The organism is Streptomyces sp. SM1 (assembly GCF_002910825.1).
Lineage (GTDB): Bacteria > Actinomycetota > Actinomycetes > Streptomycetales > Streptomycetaceae > Streptomyces > Streptomyces okerensis.
On record NZ_NEUB01000907.1, the window covers coordinates 1 to 14,801 of the forward strand.

The 14,801-nt window shown below is 68.9% G+C and carries 20 protein-coding genes; 12 read left to right on the plus strand and 8 right to left on the minus strand.

The window, feature by feature from the left end:
• A partial coding sequence (locus B9S61_RS30460; protein ID WP_181007547.1) for a transposase occupies positions 1 to 329 on the minus strand: 329 nt, incomplete at its 3' end.
• Between the two features lie 780 nt (positions 330 to 1,109).
• Between B9S61_RS30460 and B9S61_RS30470 the strand changes: the two genes are divergently transcribed.
• Positions 1,110 to 1,580 carry an NUDIX domain-containing protein gene (locus tag B9S61_RS30470; RefSeq protein ID WP_103545113.1) on the plus strand — a complete coding sequence of 157 codons (471 nt, stop codon included), beginning with the start codon at positions 1,110 to 1,112 and terminating at the stop codon, positions 1,578 to 1,580.
• Between the two features lie 335 nt (positions 1,581 to 1,915).
• Here the strand turns inward: B9S61_RS30470 and B9S61_RS30475 are convergent, their stop codons facing one another.
• Complete coding sequence (locus tag B9S61_RS30475; protein WP_103545114.1) at positions 1,916 to 2,554, minus strand: ATP-binding protein; 639 nt, start codon at positions 2,552 to 2,554, stop codon at positions 1,916 to 1,918.
• 216 nt (positions 2,555 to 2,770) lie between these two features.
• Here B9S61_RS30475 and B9S61_RS30480 point away from each other — a divergent pair, with 216 nt between their 5' ends.
• The 5 genes from B9S61_RS30480 (at position 2,771) to B9S61_RS30500 (ending at position 4,696) form a co-directional block, all read left to right on the plus strand.
• A complete protein-coding gene (locus tag B9S61_RS30480) occupies positions 2,771 to 3,616 on the plus strand; it encodes a helix-turn-helix transcriptional regulator (protein ID WP_103545115.1) in 846 nt (281 codons plus the stop codon).
• The gene (locus tag B9S61_RS30485) at positions 3,617 to 3,826 is read left to right on the plus strand and encodes a DUF397 domain-containing protein (RefSeq protein WP_103545116.1); all 210 of its coding nucleotides are present in this window, start codon (positions 3,617 to 3,619) and stop codon (positions 3,824 to 3,826) included.
• A gap of 20 nt (positions 3,827 to 3,846) precedes the next feature.
• Entirely contained in the window at positions 3,847 to 4,002 is a 156-nt protein-coding gene (locus B9S61_RS42750) for a Scr1 family TA system antitoxin-like transcriptional regulator (RefSeq protein ID WP_374936263.1), read from the plus strand.
• A complete protein-coding gene (locus tag B9S61_RS30495) occupies positions 3,999 to 4,196 on the plus strand; it encodes a DUF397 domain-containing protein (protein ID WP_103545117.1) in 198 nt (65 codons plus the stop codon). Before B9S61_RS42750 ends, B9S61_RS30495 begins: the two co-directional genes overlap by 4 nt.
• Positions 4,197 to 4,399: 203 nt before the next feature.
• The gene (locus B9S61_RS30500; RefSeq protein ID WP_103545118.1) at positions 4,400 to 4,696 is read left to right on the plus strand and encodes a DUF6247 family protein; all 297 of its coding nucleotides are present in this window, start codon (positions 4,400 to 4,402) and stop codon (positions 4,694 to 4,696) included.
• Between the two features lie 396 nt (positions 4,697 to 5,092).
• Here B9S61_RS30500 and B9S61_RS30505 read toward each other — a convergent pair whose 3' ends face one another.
• Positions 5,093 to 5,548 carry a MerR family transcriptional regulator gene (locus B9S61_RS30505; protein ID WP_103545119.1) on the minus strand — a complete coding sequence of 152 codons (456 nt, stop codon included), beginning with the start codon at positions 5,546 to 5,548 and terminating at the stop codon, positions 5,093 to 5,095.
• A gap of 96 nt (positions 5,549 to 5,644) precedes the next feature.
• On the opposite strand from B9S61_RS30505, the gene B9S61_RS30510 reads away from it, so the two are divergent.
• Positions 5,645 to 6,052 (plus strand): EthD domain-containing protein, encoded by a 408-nt coding sequence (locus tag B9S61_RS30510; RefSeq protein WP_258039935.1) that lies wholly within the window; start codon positions 5,645 to 5,647, stop codon positions 6,050 to 6,052.
• A gap of 88 nt (positions 6,053 to 6,140) precedes the next feature.
• Here B9S61_RS30510 and B9S61_RS30515 read toward each other — a convergent pair whose 3' ends face one another.
• Complete coding sequence (locus tag B9S61_RS30515; protein WP_103545120.1) at positions 6,141 to 6,587, minus strand: Fur family transcriptional regulator; 447 nt, start codon at positions 6,585 to 6,587, stop codon at positions 6,141 to 6,143.
• Positions 6,588 to 6,782: 195 nt separating this feature from the next.
• Between B9S61_RS30515 and B9S61_RS30520 the strand changes: the two genes are divergently transcribed.
• Both B9S61_RS30520 and B9S61_RS30525 read left to right on the plus strand, forming a co-directional pair.
• Positions 6,783 to 8,246, plus strand: a complete 1,464-nt coding sequence (locus B9S61_RS30520; RefSeq protein WP_103545121.1) for a catalase — start codon at positions 6,783 to 6,785, stop codon at positions 8,244 to 8,246.
• 109 nt (positions 8,247 to 8,355) lie between these two features.
• Positions 8,356 to 8,751, plus strand: a complete 396-nt coding sequence (locus tag B9S61_RS30525; RefSeq protein ID WP_103545122.1) for an ankyrin repeat domain-containing protein — start codon at positions 8,356 to 8,358, stop codon at positions 8,749 to 8,751.
• Between the two features lie 108 nt (positions 8,752 to 8,859).
• Here the strand turns inward: B9S61_RS30525 and B9S61_RS30530 are convergent, their stop codons facing one another.
• Positions 8,860 to 9,321 carry a nuclear transport factor 2 family protein gene (locus B9S61_RS30530; RefSeq protein WP_103545123.1) on the minus strand — a complete coding sequence of 154 codons (462 nt, stop codon included), beginning with the start codon at positions 9,319 to 9,321 and terminating at the stop codon, positions 8,860 to 8,862.
• 87 nt (positions 9,322 to 9,408) lie between these two features.
• Here B9S61_RS30530 and B9S61_RS30535 point away from each other — a divergent pair, with 87 nt between their 5' ends.
• Both B9S61_RS30535 and B9S61_RS30540 read left to right on the plus strand, forming a co-directional pair.
• Positions 9,409 to 9,975, plus strand: a complete 567-nt coding sequence (locus B9S61_RS30535) for a TetR/AcrR family transcriptional regulator (RefSeq protein ID WP_103545124.1) — start codon at positions 9,409 to 9,411, stop codon at positions 9,973 to 9,975.
• 352 nt (positions 9,976 to 10,327) lie between these two features.
• The gene (locus B9S61_RS30540; RefSeq protein WP_374936264.1) at positions 10,328 to 11,890 is read left to right on the plus strand and encodes a peptidoglycan-binding protein; all 1,563 of its coding nucleotides are present in this window, start codon (positions 10,328 to 10,330) and stop codon (positions 11,888 to 11,890) included.
• Between the two features lie 132 nt (positions 11,891 to 12,022).
• Here the strand turns inward: B9S61_RS30540 and B9S61_RS30545 are convergent, their stop codons facing one another.
• The 3 genes from B9S61_RS30545 to B9S61_RS30555 form a co-directional block, all read right to left on the minus strand.
• On the minus strand, positions 12,023 to 12,418 hold the full coding sequence (locus tag B9S61_RS30545) for a hypothetical protein (protein WP_103545125.1): 396 nt from the start codon (positions 12,416 to 12,418) through the stop codon (positions 12,023 to 12,025).
• A gap of 147 nt (positions 12,419 to 12,565) precedes the next feature.
• Positions 12,566 to 12,946 (minus strand): hypothetical protein, encoded by a 381-nt coding sequence (locus tag B9S61_RS30550; RefSeq protein WP_103545126.1) that lies wholly within the window; start codon positions 12,944 to 12,946, stop codon positions 12,566 to 12,568.
• A gap of 158 nt (positions 12,947 to 13,104) precedes the next feature.
• Positions 13,105 to 13,662, minus strand: coding sequence for a DinB family protein (locus B9S61_RS30555; protein WP_103545127.1), 558 nt, complete (start codon positions 13,660 to 13,662; stop codon positions 13,105 to 13,107).
• Between the two features lie 234 nt (positions 13,663 to 13,896).
• Between B9S61_RS30555 and B9S61_RS30560 the strand changes: the two genes are divergently transcribed.
• A complete protein-coding gene (locus tag B9S61_RS30560; RefSeq protein WP_103545128.1) occupies positions 13,897 to 14,772 on the plus strand; it encodes a septum formation family protein in 876 nt (291 codons plus the stop codon).
• Positions 14,773 to 14,801 lie beyond the last annotated feature (29 nt).

A 14,801-nucleotide genomic window follows, 5' to 3' on the forward strand; every position in this document is an offset into this window, starting at 1 on the left:
GCCTTGATCAGCCCGGCCTCGCGGCAGTGCTCGACGAGCCTGTCGAAGAGCGTCCGTTCCAGGCCGTGCCCGACCAGCCGGGCACGGAACTTCGACAACGCGGAGAAGTCGAAGCCGGCATCGGACAGCTCCGTGCCCAGCGCGTACTTCCACGAAAGACGGTCCCGTGACGCGTCCGCGGCCTGCCGGTCGGTGAGGTTCTCGGTGAACTGCAGCACCGTCACCAGGGCAAGCAGCGCCGGGGACTGGGCGGGAGCCCCACGGCTGGGAAACGCATCGGTGAACAACGCGTCGTCGAAGACCTCGGCAAGGTGGTCACGCAGGCGCATGGGCAGGCTGCCACCGGGGAAGGCGGCGCGAGCCGTCCTGGCGGTCTGCTCAGGAACGGGCGGCAATCCCCCCGGCCGCATGGACACCGCACCGACCCCCTACGGCCGGGGCATACAGAACGACCGCACCAACGATCATGCCGGGCCGCCCCGCACCCCTGCAGGCAATTCAGCAACAGAGTCGCCCTTGCGGACAAAGCCGAAGTGGATCCCGAGTCCGTTGAGGGACAGATCAATCCGGGGCGTGCGCCGCACCACGGCCGTGCCGGCAGCGGCAACGCCGAGAGAAGACGCGCTGCTTCATGACCCGCACTCCGGCAGGCACGCCCTGCCCGCTCCGTCGATCCGAACCTTGTGGCTCTCCACGACCAGCGGGCGGACATGCCCATGTCCACCTCCGTGGACATGCTGAACCAAGCCCGCGAGCGTATCGACGTGTTGATGTACGTGGCCGTCTTCACGCACGAGGCGTAGCTGCGGCTCGACGACTTACTGCGAGAGCGAGTTGCCGACGGGTGCGCGGTCCGTATCGCGATCGGCGACCCGGACAGTGCGAACATTCAACAACGCGGTAGGGAAGAGATGTTCAGCCATGGGATCGAGTCCCGTTGTCGACTCGCCCTCATGCACTATGGTCAATGCCCATCTCTGGGGCGTGAACGCCTGCGGCACCCCCGCACCACACATGCGGCGCAGCAGAGAGCGCGGCATGCTCAATACCTACGCGGGCAGCTTCGATGTGCTCCGGGAGACCGCGACGCCGGTAAGCGAAGGGTTATCGTGGCACGGACCGAGTACTACGACGACCCGGCGGCACCTGAGCCGAACAGCTTGGTGGTCGCCGCGTCCGCCGTGGTCACCAACGACGAAGGGCGCGTACTCCTTCAACTCCGACGGGACAGCAATCTCTGGGCGCTCCCTGGTGGCGGCATGGAGATGACCGACTCACTCCCGGGAACGGCCGTCCGCGAGGTGAAGGAGGAAACGGGCTTGGACGTAGAGATCACCGGGCTCGTGGGCACGTACACCGACCCACGCCACATCATCGCCTACTCGGACGGTGAGGTGCGCAGACAGTTCAACGTCTGCTTCACCGCCCGTGTGGTCGGGGGCCAGCTCGCGATTTCGGACGAGTCCACGGAACTGCGGTTCGTCCAGCCCGAGGAAATCGATCAACTGCCGATGCACCACACGCAGCAGCTCCGGATCCGTCACTTTCTAGAGCACCGTGATCGGCCCTACCTCGGCTGACCCCGTAGACCGCAGTGAACAGCAGCTCTGATGGAGACGGCTCGCAACTCGCCCTCCAAGCGGCTGTGAGGGAACCTTGACGACTGCTCAGCCCGACAGCCACCTCGTACACAGGCTCTGCTTCGGCCACGCTCTCTCTTCAACTCCCGGCCGCGGACCGACTCCGAAGAGGGACGGCGAGGCCTACCGGCGTGGACTGGATCACGGTCCTGGATCACATTCTATGACTCCGGTACGGAACGTGATCCAGAACCAGCGTTCGGCCGTCATCGAGAGCGAGAGGGACACACCACCATGGGGTCACCGGCAGCCGTTCGCACCCCGCCGGGGTTCACCTAAGCAGCGATGTCCGGAACGGCTTCGTAGCGCATCTGGGCTTGATCCAGCACGTCATCCGGGTCGAAGCCACAGGACGCCGTCCAGTGCAACAGATCTGAGATCAGCTCTACCGCCGCCTCACGGAGCCCCGCCCCCCGTCTGCTCACCAGCGCATCACGAGGGGCGCCGTCGATGCTCTGGTACGACTCCAGCATGAGGACTGCTCTCTCCACACGGCGACAGGTCACCTCGGGGCCCAGCTCGTTCTCGCACCACACGGCCTTGCCCATTGCCGTAGCGGCGGTCCCCCAGTCCACAGCCATGGCGGCAAGCAAGTGCAGGCCGCGGCCGCACTCCGCATCGCAGTCAGAGACATCCAGCGCGGGCAGCGAGCTGCTCTTGTCGTGCACCTCGACGCGCAGCCGCTCACGCTTCCACTCCAGGATCAGGGTCGCCGGCGATCCCTCACCCACATGCTTGATGACGTTCGTCGCCAGCTCCGTCACGACGAGTTGCGCAGTGTCGCTGGCAGTCGGCACACCCCACTGGCAGAGCTGCGCGGCAGCGGCCCGCCGCAGCAGACGCACTTCCGCCGGCAGTGCCTCAAAGGGCAGGACACAGCGGCGCTGACGGTCCTTGATGTCGATCCCGGGCATAAGCGGTTCTCCCTCCCGTGCCACGCACATGCTGCGCCTGCCGTATCCGAACGGCTGCACTGCGTAGCTGTCCGTTACCGAGAATGGCACAGAGAAGTTTCACTATGTAACTTCTCACGAACCTCGATCGAGTGAATCGCATAGTGAGTGCGCTGCCGCGCTACCTAGCCTGTTCACACCCCGAGTACCTGCCCGGGTCAGCGCCTGAGGAGTTCCATGTCCGTACGGACCACCACACGCCGCCGCCAACTCGGAGCGATGCTGCGTAAGTTGCGCGCCCGCAAAGGGATGACCCTGGAAGAGGCCGGCGGACTGGTCGGCGTATCGAAGGCAACGGTCAGCCGATACGAGACGCAGGCGGGGCCGGTGAAGTGGATCGTCGTGGACGCGCTGTGCCGTGAGTACGGTGCCACGGACGCCGAGCGTGAGGCCGTGGTGCGCCTGGCGAAGGACGCCAAACAACAAGGGTGGTGGAGCTCGTTCGCCGACTCCATCCCGGAGAGCATGAACCTCTTGCTCACTCTTGAGGACGAGGCCGTACGCGAGGACCACTTCTCCTGCGTCTACGTCCCCGGGCTGCTTCAGACCCGCGCCTACAGCACTGCTCTGCAGAAGGCCAACGAGATCCCCCTGGAACCGGCCGAGATCGAGCGGCTGGTGGACATCCGGATGAAACGCCAGGAGATCCTCACCCGGCCAAAGCCGTTCCGGCTGTGGGCCATCCTCGATGAGTCCGTGATTCGCCGGGTCGTCGGCTCACCGGAGATCATGAAGGAGCAGCTCGGGCGCCTCCTCGAAGTCAACGAGTCACCGCACGTCACACTTCAAGTGCTGCCGTTCTCAAACGGAGCCCATGGTGCCGCTCTCGGCAGCTTCGTGATCATCGGCGGTACGGAGTCAGCTCTTGACGTGGTCTACGTGGACTTCCACACCGGATCCCTCTTCCTGGAAAAGGACGAGGAACTGGAGCGATACAGACTTGCGTTCGAGTACCTTCGCGCACAAGCGTTGGACATGGAGGCTTCCTCCACCCTGATCCACCGCGCACGCAAGGAGCTGTAGATGTCCGCCCACCCTCCCGCCCCTCGTGAGCTCGCATGGTTCAAGTCGTCCTACAGCGGCGCGAACACAACCGAGTGCGTCGAGTGCGCATACGCCGAGAGCGGCACTCTGATACGTGACTCGAAGCGAGCGGACGGCCCCATGGTGCATGTCACGGCGGGGCCCTGGCTCACATTCATACGGTCTCTAGGGCACGGTGCACAGAGGTAGTACCAAGTTGGCAACGCGCGTTGCACTGGAGCGGCATCAGAGGCACCGCCTGCCTGGAAGGCAAGCACCATGTCCAGGAGTACACCCGGGCGTTCGACGGTCTGCGTGCCGCGGCGCTCAGCCCTCAGCACTCCGTCCAACTGATCAAGTCCGTCGTGAAGGAGTACTCGGAATGAACAACGCGATCCCGGCAGGACACCCTCCGGTGTGGGTCAGGTCGTCGTACAGCAATGGCGCCGGAGGTGAGTGCGTGGAGTGTGCGAGGCGCGACGGCAGTGTCCACCTCCGGGACTCCAAGGACGTGGAGGGCCCTGTGATCACCGTGGGCCTCGACGCCTGGGCGCCCTTCGTACGGGCGATCCGGCGGTAGCCACCTGCGCGCTCACCCGCTCGCCGTCCCGCAGGGCCGGGCGTTGAGATCAAGGGACTGCGCCCGGCCTCCCGGACATCTGTGGAGACCTGGGAGGCGTACCTTGCCGAGCATCCCACCTTCGGTCCTGAACCATCGCCGCACAGGATGCGGACATGTAGGACACTCTTGGTAGGACGCGGGAGCTCAAGGAGTAGAAGATTGTGAGCGCAGAGCACGCAGAAACACCCCTCCTTGCGCCGTTGCCGTTGAAGACCATCGGCGACATCCGGGCTGCTCTGCGGTCCGGACATGGATTCCCCGGCGACCAGGAAACCTTTGAGGCAGACCTTCAGCGAGCGCTGGAAGCCTCGTCGGAGACCGACCTCGACGCCGTCGCGGCAGTGATCGTCGACTACCGGGGTCGCATTCGCCTCTATCAGGACCCTGACTTCGACATCGCCATACAGGAGGGCCTCGACCTCACGGCACAGTTGAAGCAGAAGGATTCAAGCGCGTGAGCGGTGTGATCGCGGCTGTCACCGCACGGGCTGCCCAGCGAGCAAAGGAGTTGGGAGCCGACGAGAACCTTGGGACGCTTCGACGGGAGTGGGAACAGGCTCCGCGCCTCGGTGTGCGGCTCGGGCCTCCTCGTCACGACGGCACAGAGGTACGCAAGACGAGAATCGAGCCTCGGGGCGGCGTGCCGGGGTTGGCCGTGGCGTACGTGTACACGCCGTCTCCGCCTCCACCGACGGTGGCGATCGTCGCTGTAACGCCTGATGACGGAGCCCGCGAAGAGTAAGCGGCCTTGTCGGCCAGCGGGATGTCACGGCCCTGACCGGAGTGGACCGGGCCCGACGGGGCGAGGAGTTCCGGGTGCTGCCGGGCGGGACGTCGGCCCGTGTCCTGGCCGGCTAGGCCGGCGTGCTCCGCCGCGTCGGCGAACCGGTCGTCGTGCTCCCCGGCCCGGACCGGCCGCCCGGGACGGAGGTGCCGGCGCCCGGTCCGTCTGCCGCGTCCGCGAGGTAGTTCAGGTTCACGTCGATCAGGCGGTCGAGTTCCGCTCTGGCGGCGACCAGGTCGTCTATCGCGGATGAGATGCGGTGCCGTTCCCGGTTCATGGCGGTCAGGGCTTTCCGGGCTCTGTCCGGGGTGGGATCCGCCATGCACGGGACCATCCGGGCGATGGTTCTGCTGGACATTCCGGCGGCCAGGAACGCCTGGATCAGCACCACTCGCCGGACGTGGCCCTCGTCGTAGTGGCGCTGTCCGCTCGGGGACCTTTCGCTGACCAGCAATCCCTGCTGCTCGTAGTAGCGCAGGGATCGGGGGCTCGCTCCCGTCCGGGCGGACAGTTCACCGATCCGCATCCCGGCCCCTCCGCCCTCTCGGCCTCTCGGCCTCTCCTGTGTCTCGGGGCACATCGGCTTGCCCCTGACATCGATGTGAGGTTCTACGTTGGCCGCATGGCCGGCGGCCCGTTCCGGGGCCTTCGACGGCCGGCCTCTCGCATCCGCGAACGTATGGAGGAGAAGTCCGTGATCAAGCTGGCTTTCATGATCAACCGTGTGGACGGCATGACCTTCGGGGAGTTCGTCGAGCACCATCGGAACCATCACGCCCCGCTGTTCACTTCCGTTCCCGAAGCGCGGCAGTACGTGAAGAAGTACACCGTCTCCCATCCGGTGGCGGCCGAAGGCTACCCGCGTCCCGCCTACGACGGCCTCACGGAAATATGGTTCGACAGCTGGGCGGACCACGACGCCTTTTTCGCGTCCGAGAACTACAGGGAGTTGGTGAACCCGGACGAGAGCAGCTTCATCGACATGGATTCGGTGGCGGTGATGGTCACCGAGGAGAGGGTCGTGATCTGACCCCCGGGGGCTGCGCCCCATCCGTGCCGCGGGGAGGACGTGATGCCTCCGGCTGGTTCCGGAAGCCGGCGGCCGAGGTCGGGGCGCACTACCCGGCCGGCGCCGCCTCCCCCGCCGGCCGTCCCCCGGCGCAGGCCGGGCAGATTCCGCGGTAGGTCATCTCGACCTCGGAGACCGTGAAGCCGAAGGTCTGGGAGTGCGGGAGGTCGACCAGGGGATCACCCGTCGGGTGCACGTCGCGCATCGCGCCGCAGCGGGTGCAGAGCAGGTGATGGTGGGGGCGGTGCGCGTTCGGGTCGTAGCGCTTGGCGCGCGTGTCGGTGGACACCTCGACGACCTCGCCCTGGTTCACCAGTTCGTGCAGGGTGTTGTAGACCGTCGCCCGGGAGATCTCCGGCAGCCGCCGCGCGGCGCGGGCGTGGACCTCGTCAGCGGTCAGGTGCACGTGGTCACCGTCGAGGACCTCGGCGACAACGCGCCGCTGCGCGGTCATGCGCCAGCCGCGCTTGCGGAGCCGTTCCAGGAGGTCACTCATGGACAGCACCCTAACAGCGGACCGGAATAACTCAAGAGTGGGTATTTTTTTGGAGATCACCTTGACTTAGATTCTGTCCAATGTAGGGTGAGGGCGTGTACCAGCGCCGGTCATCCGGCCCCGGGCTGTCGGCCGGCCGGCCGGGACTGTCAGGCCACAAGCGCGTGCGAAAGACCACTCACCGAGGAGCAAGCCTTGCCTGAGAACAACCAGAAGCCGCTGACCACGGCCGCCGGAGCACCGGTTCCCGACAACCAGAACTCGCTGACCGCCGGTCCGCGCGGTCCGATGCTCCTGCAGGACGTGTGGTTCCTGGAGAAGCTCGCCCACTTCGACCGCGAGGTCATCCCGGAGCGCCGGATGCACGCCAAGGGCTCGGGCGCCTTCGGCACGTTCACGGTGACGCACGACATCACTCGGTACACGAGCGCGAAGATCTTCTCCGAGGTCGGCAAGAAGACCGAGCTGTTCGCCCGGTTCTCCACCGTCGCGGGTGAGCGCGGCGCCGCCGACGCCGAGCGCGACATCCGTGGCTTCGCCGTGAAGTTCTACACGGACGAGGGCAACTGGGACCTGGTCGGGAACAACACCCCGGTGTTCTTCTTCCGCGACCCGCTGAAGTTCCCGGACCTCAACCACGCGGTGAAGCGCGACCCGCGCACCAACATGCGCAGCCCCGAGAACAACTGGGACTTCTGGACCAACCTCCCCGAGGCCCTGCACCAGATCACGATCGTCATGTCCGAGCGCGGCATCCCCGCCTCGTACCGGCACATGCACGGTTTCGGCTCGCACACCTACAGCCTGATCAACGCCGAGGGCGAGCGGTTCTGGGTCAAGTTCCACCACCGCACCCAGCAGGGCATCAAGAACCTCACCGACGCCGAGGCCGAGGCCCTCGTCGGCAAGGACCGCGAGTCCCACCAGGCCGACCTCTTCGGCGCGATCGAGGACGGCGACTTCCCGAAGTGGAAGCTGTTCATCCAGGTCATGCCGGAGGCCGACGCGGAGAACTACCGCTTCCACCCCTTCGACCTCACCAAGGTCTGGTCGAAGAAGGACTACCCGCTGATCGAGGTCGGCGAGTGGGAGCTCAACCGCAACCCCGACAACTACTTCGCGGACGTCGAGCAGGCCGCCTTCAGCCCGGCCAACGTGGTCCCGGGCATCAGCTTCTCCCCCGACCGGATGCTGCAGGGCCGGCTGTTCTCCTACGGCGACGCCCAGCGCTACCGCCTCGGCGTCAACCACCACCAGATCCCGGTCAACGCCGCGAAGAACCCGGTGAACTCCTACCACCGCGACGGCGCCATGCGCGTCGACGGCAACCAGGGAGCCACCCCGGGCATCGAGCCCAACTCCTACGGACGGTGGCAGGAGCAGCCGGCCTACCGCGACCCGGCCCAGGCCGTGGGCGCCGTCGCGGACCGGTTCAACCACCGTGAGGACGACGACAACTACTACGAGCAGCCGGGCAACCTGTTCCGCCTGATGAGCTCCGAGCAGCAGCAGGTCCTCTTCGAGAACACGGCGCGCGCGATCAACGGCGCCTCCGAGCAGACCGTCGCGCGGCACATCGCCAACTGCACCAAGGCCGACCCGGCCTACGGCGAGGGCGTCCGCAAGGCGATCGAGGCCCTGGCCGCCGGCACCCTCTGATCCCGCCGGTCGGGAAGACGCACGGCACGCCCGTACTCGTCACCGGCGTGGGCACGGCATCGTGCCCACGCCGGTGCGCGGGGCGGGCGTTCCGTTCACGGAGACTCTGATGAACATGCACAGCAGCAGCGGACTGACGTCCGAGCAGACGGGGCGGGTCGTCGCCATCGCCATGGACCTGGCCCGGGAGGGCGGCACCGACCAGCTGGCGGAGTTCGTGGCACACGGACTGCCCGTGGACGTGCGCGATGCCGCGGGCAACACCCTCCTCATGCTCGCCGCCTACCACGGTCACGCCGACACCGTACGGACCCTGGTCCGGCTCGGAGCCGACCCCGACCTGCGCAACGACCGGGACCAGACTCCCCTCGCCGGCGCCCTGTTCAAGGGGGCCGACGACGTGGTGACCGTCCTGCGCGAGGCCGGCGCGGATCTTGACTCCGGCACGCCGACCGCTCGGGCGGCGGCGGCCATGTTCGGCCGCGCCCACCTGCTCGAGGACTGATCCGGCGACCCCGGTGCGGCCGGGGCGCGGACGTGGACGGGACCGCTGTCGGCGGGGTCCCGGCCGGTGGTCCGGCCGGGACCGTCCGGGGCGCTGTGGTGGCGGGTTCTACTGGAGCGGGATGTCGGCTCCGTGTTCGTCCCCGGGCCTGGGGCCGTGGATACGCCGGTCGGCTTCGCGGATGGCGACGTCGTTGATGCTCGCCTCACGGCGTCGCATGAGGCCGCGCTCATCGAATTCCCACAGCTCGTTGCCGTAACTGCGCCACCAGCGGCCTTCCGCGTCGTGCCACTCGTACTGGAACCGGACGGCGATCCGGTTCTCGTGGAACCCCCAGAGGCTCTTGCGCAGCGCGTAGTCGAGTTCCCGCTCCCACTTCCGCGTCAGGAAGGCGACGATCTCCTCGCGCCCGCTGAGGAACGTGTCCCGGTTCCGCCACCTCGAATCGGGTGTGTAGGCCAGTGCCACGCGGTGGGGGTCGCGGGTGTTCCACGCGTCCTCGGCGGCCTGGACCTTCCGCAGGGCGGTTTCCCGCGTGAACGGCGGGTAGGGCGGTCGGTCTTCCGGCACTGCTGCCCCCTCGCATCGAGAACGCTCGTTTCCCATCGGTCGGGACTAAGGTAGGGAACGAACGTTCTCGACGTCAAGGAGCGCCGGATGCCAGCCCCGATAACCGACGAGCAGAATCGGCTGGACCGCGAGGCACTGCTCGACGCGGCGGAAAGGCTCTTCTACGAGCGCGGCATCCAGGCGGTCGGCATGGACCAGGTCCGTACCGCGTCGGGACTGCCGCTGAAGCGGATCTACCGGTTCTTCGCGGCGAAGGAGGACCTGGTGGTGGCGGTGCTCAAGCGTCGCGATCAGCGGTGGCGGGGGAACCTGGCCGCCCACGTGGAGCGGGTTCCGGATCCCCGCGAGCGCGTGCTCGCGGTCTTCGACTGGCTGGCCGAGTGGTTCGCGGAGCCCGGTTTCCGCGGATGCGCCTGGATCAACGCCCACGGTGAACTCGGTCCGTCGTCCGAGGCGGTACTGGCTGAGGTCCGGTCGCACAAGCGGGCGTTCCACGACCAGATCGCGGTGTGGGTCCACGCCACCGGGCTGCCGGTGGCCGAACCCGTCTTCCTGCTGGCCGAGGGAGCCATCGTGACGGCCGGTATCAGTGGCGACCCTGCCCCGGCCCGGCAGGCACGAGCCGCCGTCGCGATGTTGCTCGGGACGCCCTGATCGCCTGAGTACCGCGCCGGCGAGGAGGCATCGCGACGTGGTGGCGATGCAGACGGTGCGCACCGGGCTCCGGCCGTCCCGACGGCAGGGGCGCGACGCCGATCGGGTCGCCATCGGGTCGGCCAGCGGGTCACCGGCAGGTCGCCGTCGGGTCGTCGGCGTCCACGGACGGGCCATCACCCGGGTCCGGGGCATCACCGGAGCGGTGATGCGGGAGTGGTGCGAGTGGGGTGTACGGGCCCATGGGACACGCGAGGCCCCGTTGACGCGGTCCCGTGCGGCCTGTTCAGTGGTCGGGCGCCGAGCGGCGTGAACCGTCCCGTCGCGCCAACTCTCCCCCCACGGAGGCCTCGTGAGACATTCCACGGCACCGGTACGGCACATCCGGCACGTCCGCCACCTCCCCGCGGTCCTCGTCGCCGTTCTCGGCCTCACCGTGACGGCTCTCGCACCCACCGCCCAGGCCCGGCCCGCGCCCCCCACCGTGGCCGGGGCCTTCAGCGAGGCCGCCGCCGAGTTCGGGGTGCCGCGCGACGTGCTCGTCGCCGTCGGGTACGGCGAGAGCCGGCTCGACGGGCATGACGGGCAGCCCAGTCAGGCCCGCGGGTACGGGGTGATGCACCTGGTGGACAATCCGCGGCAGCACACCCTGCGCGAGGCCTCCGACCTCACCGGTATCCCGGTGGCGGAACTGCGCCGGGACACCGTGGCCAACATCCACGGCGGCGCCGCCGTGCTGCGCGCCCGCGCCGACGAGGCCGGGCTCACCGCCGGGGAACGCGCGCGCCCCGCCGAGTGGTACGAGGCGGTCGCACGCTACGGGGGCGCCGCGGACACGCGTACCGCCCGCTTCTACGCCGACGGCGTGTACGACCTGCTCGCCCAGGGCGTCACCGCCCGCGCGGAGGACGGGTCCGCCGTGACCGTCGCACCCCGGGCCGTCGAACCCGACCGCGGTTCCTACGCCGACGCGGCACCGCTCGCCGCCGGGCCCGACTACCCGGCCGCCCTGTGGGTGCCGGCCAGCACCGCCAACTACTCGGTGGGGCGCACCTCTTCCGTCACCGCGGTCGTCATCCACGTCACCCAGGGCTCGTACGCGGGCGCCATCAGCTGGTTCCAGAACCCGGAGGCCGAGGTCAGCGCGCACTACGTCGTCCGCTCCTCGGACGGGCAGGTGACGCAGACGGTCCGTGAGAAGGACACCGCCTGGCACGCGCGTTCCGGCAACCCGTACTCCGTCGGCATCGAGCACGAGGGATACGTCGACCAGCCCTCCTGGTTCACCGACGCCATGTACCGCTCCTCCGCGGCGCTCACCCGCTCGATCGCCGACCGCCACGGCATCCCCAGGGACCGGGCGCACATCGTGGGCCACGTGGAGGTGCCGGGCAACGACCACACCGATCCCGGGCCGTACTGGGACTGGAACCGGTACATGGAGCTGGTGGGAGGCAGTACGGACGGGGGCACGCCGCAGCTCACCTTCGCCTCGTACTCCACCCTGCGGACCGGGTCCACGGGGGCCCAGGTCAGCGCCGCGCAGTGGCTGCTGAACAGTCAGGGGTTCGATGCCGGTGCGGTGGACGGGGAGTTCGGCCCGGGCACGGCGTCGGCGGTGCGCTCGTTCCAGTCGGCACGGGGGCTGTCCGTGGACGGTGCGGTCGGGGCGCGTACGTGGACGGGGCTGCTCTCGGCCGGGTCCCGGCCGGTGATCCAGCAGGGCTCGTCCGGCGAGGCCGTCCAGCGGCTCCAGCGGGCGCTGACGGCGGCGCTGGCCCGTACCGTCTCGGCGGACGGCGTCTTCGGCCCGGGCACCGCGCAGGCGGTGCGTGACTATCAGTCCTCCCGCGGGCTGTCCGCGGACGGCGTGGTCGGCCCGGCGACGTGGAGCGCGCTCCAGGCAGGACGCTGAACCCGCACGGTGAGGCCGCCGCCCCGGCCGCGCGCCGGGGCGGCACCGGTCTCGCACGGCGACGACGGCGGCCAGGGACAGGCCCTTCGGCCGCGAGTCAGAAGGGCTGCGACGGGCTGGGGCCGCCGGCCCTCATGGGCCGCCCGTGTACGGGCGCACGGGGCCCGGCAGTGGCTGACGCCGATCGCCCGGCGTCGTGATGAGAAAACGGCGGGCCAGGAGGCGGATGTCGTCCCACGCCGGATCTGTGGCCAGGGCCTCGGCCCAGAGGCCGACGCGGCCGTCGGCATCGATCTCGGCGAGACGCCGGCCGATGGCCCGAAGATCATGCAGATGTCCGGGCTCGAAAGCTCCGCGCTCCGCGAGACCTTCGGAGACACGACAGAGGAGCTCCACCTCTTCGACGACGTCCTTCGTCGCCACCTCACGCTCGCTCAGCCAGGCAAGCTGATCGTGGGTGTCGGCCGCGAGGAGGGCCATGAACCGCAGCGTCCAGGTGCGCAGGTGCGCGTCGCCCGAACGGTTCATACACGCAGGATCGCATCTTGGTCCCGTGACCGTGTTCGGCAGCGCGGAAAGGTGCCCACGGAGCGGGCGTTCGGCTGCTGCAGCGCTGCGGTACTGCGGTACCGCGGTACCGCAGTACCGCGGCGGAGACGAGTGGTCCGGGACGGCTCAGAGGTCCTTCATGGCCTCCGCGAGCTCCGGGTCGTCCATGCCCGGGAGGGCGTAGCCGCCGGTCTCGTGCCACGGGACGTCGAGATCGTCCATGTGCACGCGCCACCGCGCTCCCGGCAGGGCGCGGCGCAGTCCGGTCACGGAGTTCAGGACGTGCGTCAGCACCGGGAGCACGTGGCCGGGGTCGAACGGCATCTTGGTGGATCCGGCCACGATCTCGTCCGGCTCGCTGCCGCCGCCGTCGTAGAGACAGAGGCTCTCCTCGTCGTCGTACGGGAACGACGCCCTGTGGGCGGCGACGACGCGTTCGACGGCGGCGGTCTCGTCGGCCGTCATGGGTGTGGCACGGGACGCGGAGTAGTAGAGGGAGACGCTCATGGCCCGGAGTGTAGGCAGCGGGACCGACGACTGCGTCGCCGATGTCCGTGACGTGGTATGTCATCGCGGCGCCCCGCTGGTTCCGGCCGGGGCGCACCCGCGGCCCCGCGGGTGCGGAGCCGGGTGCCGCGCCGCCCCGGCGTCGTCGCCGGCCGGTCTCAGCCCATGCTCTTCGCGCCGTCCAGGGATTCGCGGATGATGTCGGCGTGGCCGGCGTGCTGGGCGGTCTCGGCGATGATGTGCAGCAGGGTCCTGCGGGCCGACCAGCGGGCGCCGGGCTCGAACCAGGGGGCCTGCGGCAGGGGCCATGAAGTGTCCAGGTCGGGGAGGCCGGCGACCAGTTCGTCGGTGCGGCGGGCCACGTCGGCGTAGTCGGCCAGGACACCGGCCAGGGTGTCCCCCGGCAGCATCCGGAACTCGTCGGTCCGCCGGGCCCAGTCGGCCTCGGTCATGGCCGTGAAGTCCCCCATGACGGAGGGGCCGTTCAGGATGAAGTCCGCCCAGTTCCGCTCCGTCGAGGTGACGTGCTTGATCAGGCCGCCCAGGCACAGTTCGCCGGCGGTGGTCCGCAGACCGGCCTGCTCGTCGGTCAGGTCACGGGTGGTGAAGCGGAGGAAGTGGCGGTGCTTGGCCAGTACTTCCAGCAGGTCGGCGCGCTCGCCGGTCACGGCCGGGGCCTCGGCCGATTCGCGGGTGGTCAGCTCGTCAGCGGTCATGGTCTTCGCCTTCCGGTGGTACTGCTCCGTCGGTCGAGGACCACGCTAGGAGCCAATGCGGTCAGATCCTGTCCTAGAAGAGCAGGGGACGTGAACCGCGCGGCTACAACCCTCGCGGCCGGTCGCGTGTCGGAGAAGCTACGACGAGGCGGGAGACCTCGCACCAGCGGGTCGCGGGAGTGGCATGCGATACGCGCGCCCCTTGTGAAGATCATGTAAAAGGACGTACAGACCATGGCCGTCGTCGGCTCGTCTCGCCCCCTTCGCGGCATAGCCGCTGTCGTCGCCCTGCTCGCCATCGGCGCGGTGGGCTGCTCCGAGGTTGCCGAGAGCGCCAAGGACGGCGCGAAGAAGGTGGCTCGTCAGCGCTCGGTGTACTCGCTGGACGTCGGCGACTGCTACAACCCGAACGGCAAGGCCGAGGGGACGGCCATCGCCGTCGAGGTCGTCCCCTGCGACGAGCCGCACGAGGGCCAGGTCGTCGGTGAGTTCACCCTCGACGAGGCCAAGAAGTACCCCGGCGAGGACGGTGTCTCGGCGGTCGCGGACGAACGCTGCCCGGTCGAGGCGCAGAAGTACGCCCCGGACACCTGGGCGCTCCCCAAGGGCGTCTCCCTCTTCCACTACACCCCGACCGCGGAGAGCTGGGCGACGGGCGACCGCGCGGTGAGCTGCACCTACACGGCGGAGACGGGCACCCTCAGCGCCTCTCTGGGCACCGCGGAGTCCCTCGAGCCGGCGCAGATGACGTACCTCGAGGGTTCGAACGCGGTGTACGAGGCCAGGTGGGCGACCCAGCCCCTGGCGGACACCGTCGAGGACGACCTGGCCGGCTACAAGGCGCAGGCCAAGGCCGTCGCCGCCCTCGAGACGCGCGTCGGGAACATGGCCGCGATCGACGGCACCGAGGTCGGCAAGCTCCGCGCGACGCTGACGAAGGCGGCCGGGAACTGGAAGAAGGCGGCGAACGCGGCCGACAGCGACGCGTTCTACCTCGCCTACGACGCGGCGTTCACCGGCATCGACCCGAACGCGTCGGTCGCCGCCCGCAAGGAACTGGGGCTTGCCACCACCGTCCCGGCCGACGACGCCGAGGTCTGGGCGGGCTGACGCCCGCCGGGTCGGGTTCGGCTTCCGGA

Bases quoted from the DNA above. Each gene is read 5' to 3' on its own strand.
- B9S61_RS30485 (WP_103545116.1), top strand. From the start codon at position 3,617: ATGTCCGCCCACCCTCCCGCCCCTCGTGAGCTCGCATGGTTCAAGTCG.
- B9S61_RS30510 (WP_258039935.1), top strand. From the start codon at position 5,645: ATGGCCGGCGGCCCGTTCCGGGGCCTTCGACGGCCGGCCTCTCGCATC.
- B9S61_RS30475 (WP_103545114.1), bottom strand. From the start codon at position 2,554: ATGCCCGGGATCGACATCAAGGACCGTCAGCGCCGCTGTGTCCTGCCC.
- B9S61_RS30525 (WP_103545122.1), top strand. From the start codon at position 8,356: ATGAACATGCACAGCAGCAGCGGACTGACGTCCGAGCAGACGGGGCGG.
- B9S61_RS30545 (WP_103545125.1), bottom strand. From the start codon at position 12,418: ATGAACCGTTCGGGCGACGCGCACCTGCGCACCTGGACGCTGCGGTTC.
- B9S61_RS30515 (WP_103545120.1), bottom strand. From the start codon at position 6,587: ATGAGTGACCTCCTGGAACGGCTCCGCAAGCGCGGCTGGCGCATGACC.
- B9S61_RS30555 (WP_103545127.1), bottom strand. From the start codon at position 13,662: ATGACCGCTGACGAGCTGACCACCCGCGAATCGGCCGAGGCCCCGGCC.
- B9S61_RS30495 (WP_103545117.1), top strand. From the start codon at position 3,999: ATGAACAACGCGATCCCGGCAGGACACCCTCCGGTGTGGGTCAGGTCG.
- B9S61_RS30535 (WP_103545124.1), top strand. From the start codon at position 9,409: ATGCCAGCCCCGATAACCGACGAGCAGAATCGGCTGGACCGCGAGGCA.
- B9S61_RS30560 (WP_103545128.1), top strand. From the start codon at position 13,897: ATGGCCGTCGTCGGCTCGTCTCGCCCCCTTCGCGGCATAGCCGCTGTC.
- B9S61_RS30480 (WP_103545115.1), top strand. From the start codon at position 2,771: ATGTCCGTACGGACCACCACACGCCGCCGCCAACTCGGAGCGATGCTG.
- B9S61_RS30550 (WP_103545126.1), bottom strand. From the start codon at position 12,946: ATGAGCGTCTCCCTCTACTACTCCGCGTCCCGTGCCACACCCATGACG.
- B9S61_RS30505 (WP_103545119.1), bottom strand. From the start codon at position 5,548: ATGCGGATCGGTGAACTGTCCGCCCGGACGGGAGCGAGCCCCCGATCC.